Below are 3,105 nucleotides of genomic sequence, written 5' to 3'. Positions count from 1 at the left end.
CACCCCCCAGGTCATGCCTTCGACAGGGGGCAACAGTCATGCCGGGCCCGGAGGCCAGCGGCCCCATTGCAGGACCGCGAAAAAGATAACGGGGCACGTGGCGCACCCCCTCGGACCACCTGCTTCAGAGTCCTGCAGAGGGGATCGCCGCCGGTCTCGGGAATCTCCCCATACAAGGCCGGCTGCGTGGCTAGCGTGTGGCGTCATGACCGACGCCGCATCCTCCGAGGCGGACCTCCTGACGTATCTGAACCGTCTGGAGTTACGTTTCGACTCGTCCGCTTCCCTGGTCGCATCCGATGCCCACGACGATCCCGCAACACTCGAATGGCACTGCCGCACCGTCCTGCCCCTGTGGGAGCCGGACGACGAAGAGACCGAGGCCGACAATGCGCGGCTCCTGGCCCCTGGCGTATCGCTGGCACAGTCGTCCCGGGGCGAGGATCAGGAGCTGACGATCCTCGCCATGTCCGGCCTCACAGTGGACCTGTGGCGCGTCGGGAGCATTTACGCGTCGTTGGACTCGCGCGACGCCGACTACGCGCATTTCATGCCGCTCTTCGAGAAGGCGGGGGATCTCGGCCTGCACCCCGATCTGGAGGAGGGGCTGGTAAGTGGTGACCAGATCGTCATCATCGACCGGGTTCGGATCGCCCCGGCGTGGCGCGGGTTGGGTGGGGTCGGCCGGTTGTTGATCGGCCGCCTGCTCCGCTGGGTGGCCAGCCAAGCGGTGCTCGTGGCGACACATCCGTACCCGATCGACATCCCCGTCAGCGAACGGGACGACACCGAGCGGGAGGCTCGGGAGAAGGCCGTGGTCCAACGCACCTGGCAGTCCCTGGGGTTCGAGCCCTTCCGCGAGGACGTGTGGATGATGCAGCCGCATCTGAGCGCCCACGGCGATGCCGTCGAGCGTCTGGAGGCCGCGCTCGCCCAGCACCTCTGAGCCCGCCCGCACGACACGCCAGAAGAAAGGACAAACAGGTACCACGATGCGCGAGTTCACCAACCACAAGGCGCACTACATGCTCAACGTTCTTCGCCGCTTCCACCTGGAGACCCTGGACTTCTCAGGGACGCACCCTGGAGCGACGCTGGACGACTTCGAGCGCCACTTGCGCCAGCGGGTCGACGACCTGGAAGCAGAGCTGGGGGCCGGCGAAAGGGCGGCCCAGACTGCGGTCGTCACCAAGCCCTTGTCGGGGCCCCTCGCAGACCCCAAGCGTCAGCGGGCGTTCCGCCGGCTGCAGGACTCGGAGCTATCTGGAACGGGGCCCGACAGGCAAGCCTGGTCGCAGGCGCGCCAGGCGGTGCTGGCCGAGATCAAGGAGCGGGGACTGGCGGAGGCCCTCGACTGGGAGTGTCGCGCCTGCGACGCCCCTGTTGGAGTCGCCTGTCGTACCAGCGGCGGCAGGCCCAAGAAGCAGCCTCACTTCCTCCGGTCCACCGATGCCGAAGCGCCTTACAAGCACGCGTACGGACTGCGCTGAAACCGGGTCGGGGCCGGGACAGGGATCGACGTCCCGGCCCCCCGTCCTCATGCTCCCCGAGCCGCTGGAGACGACTTGATCGCTGCCTGCCGAGCAGCCCGTACCTTGGCGTCGATGCCTCCGGCGACCTCCTGCTGGCGGGCGTCGTCGGAGTGCTGGTAGATCATCGCGGCCTTCTCCGAGGACTGGCCGGCGCGGACCGTCGTGTCCTTGAGGGTGGCGCCGGACTGGGTGGAGAGGGTGTGGCCGATGTGCCGGAGGTCGTAGAAGCGGAAGTCCTTCGGCAGGCCAACCGCCGGCGCAGGCCTTGGCCCACTTCCGGCCGAATCTGGTGCGCCGGAGCGGTGCTCCCTTCTCGCCCACGAACAGCAGCCAACAGCCCGTCGGGCTCCTTCTCCGCGAACCAGGCCAAGTGCCGCTTGACCTCGATGTAGAGAAAGGCCGGCAGGTGGACGGTCCGGACACCGGCGGCGACCTCCAGCCGGAACGCGGCCTGTTCTGGCACCCGGCTCCTGGCACAATCGACGAACAGGGCGTCTGGGTCCACGGCTTCACCGGCACCGGCATATGGCTTTCCCCCGCCCAGGACCGGTGGGCGGTGCTGCTGACCAACAAGCTCTACTACACCCGCGACCGCCAGCCACCGACCGATGTCCGTAACGCCTTCCGCGGGCTTGCGTTCGCCTGAGGCACTCGGCTGTCCTCGCACAAGATGCGTGCCTGGTTCTCGAAGCCGTCTCCTACCCGGCGCGAACTCCTTGCGAGAACACCGCTGGTGACATGACCTCCTGGTGGCAGCAGGGACATTCGGTCAGCTGTTGGGGATCCACCCGCCACGGACCGAGCCACACCTTGCGTGCTTCAACTTCTTGTCGTGCCCTCTCGATGCAGAGCCTGCTCATTCCGGCACTGAGCCTGTTCAGGTAGGCGTTCCGCTCCTGCGCTCGACGCCTCTCCAGACCCAAACGCCACCAAAGCACGTCCGCCGCATCGAACGAGGTCCCGCAGCACCCGTTGACGAGGGTGACGACCTGCCCCAGGTCCACCGTCACCTTGTGATCGTGGATGCCGTTGAGAAAGCCTTCCAAGACCTCATCACGCGTCGGCGGTCTGTACCTCGTGCTGTCTACGGCAAGCAGGGCATCATCGAACACCTTCCGTACCTGCCTCAGTAGCCATAACTCGGCAGGCGTAGGCCAGATTCGTGGCCCCGCCGTACGGCCATTGCTGTAACGCAGAACGCCGACCGAGGGCAGCCGACTGACGCATTGCTGGGCGTTGCGTGTCTCGAACGCATAGCCGTAGACCTGCCGCGCGACGCCTTCCCATGTCATCCAGACCGGATACGGCTCAGTCGTGCGGGCCTCGGCCAGCGCCTTGTAGATCTTTGACCCCACGGGTGACTTCTTTGGCACGCTGCGAGGGTAGGCACGACTGGCGAGCACCGGTGCTCAAGTCTGATAGACCGATCGATCGAGCGAATTCATGGAAATGAGCAAGCTACGGAACCCGGTCATCGGCTAGGCACTGTTTCTCGGATCACGTTCGGAGCCAGATGGCGAGGGCTGCGAGTGTGACGGTGCCGAGGTAGATGTAGGCGCGTTTCTCGTAGCGG

3 protein-coding genes and 2 pseudogenes are annotated in these 3,105 nt (G+C 66.2%); 3 read left to right on the top strand and 2 right to left on the bottom strand.

From position 1 onward, the window contains the following. Nucleotides 1-205: 205 nt before the first annotated feature. Entirely contained in the window at nt 206-946 is a 741-nt protein-coding gene (locus ACGFR7_RS37435; RefSeq protein ID WP_393328536.1) for a hypothetical protein, read from the top strand. 46 nt (nt 947-992) lie between these two features. Then, nucleotides 993-1,490, top strand: coding sequence for a hypothetical protein (locus ACGFR7_RS37430; protein ID WP_393328533.1), 498 nt, complete (start codon nt 993-995; stop codon nt 1,488-1,490). 47 nt (nt 1,491-1,537) lie between these two features. Here the strand turns inward: ACGFR7_RS37430 and ACGFR7_RS37425 are convergent. Beyond that, nucleotides 1,538-1,959, bottom strand: a pseudogene (locus ACGFR7_RS37425) (site-specific integrase); the annotation flags it as partial. On the opposite strand from ACGFR7_RS37425, the pseudogene ACGFR7_RS37420 reads away from it, so the two are divergent. Beyond that, nucleotides 1,960-2,178: pseudogene (locus ACGFR7_RS37420) on the top strand (serine hydrolase); the annotation flags it as partial. A 52-nt stretch (nt 2,179-2,230) separates the two neighbouring features. Here the strand turns inward: ACGFR7_RS37420 and ACGFR7_RS37415 are convergent. Next, nucleotides 2,231-2,887 (bottom strand): hypothetical protein, encoded by a 657-nt coding sequence (locus ACGFR7_RS37415; RefSeq protein ID WP_393328531.1) that lies wholly within the window; start codon nt 2,885-2,887, stop codon nt 2,231-2,233. Nucleotides 2,888-3,105: the final 218 nt, after the last annotated feature.

The sequence above is a fragment of the Streptomyces sp. NPDC048516 genome (assembly GCF_043199875.1).
Taxonomy (GTDB): Bacteria; Actinomycetota; Actinomycetes; order Streptomycetales; family Streptomycetaceae; genus Streptomyces.
Note: the sequence above shows the minus strand (reverse complement) of the source record. Positions and strands in the feature narration are given on the sequence as shown.

Bases quoted from the DNA above. Each gene is read 5' to 3' on its own strand.
- ACGFR7_RS37430 (WP_393328533.1), top strand. From the start codon at position 993: ATGCGCGAGTTCACCAACCACAAGGCGCACTACATGCTCAACGTTCTT.
- ACGFR7_RS37435 (WP_393328536.1), top strand. From the start codon at position 206: ATGACCGACGCCGCATCCTCCGAGGCGGACCTCCTGACGTATCTGAAC.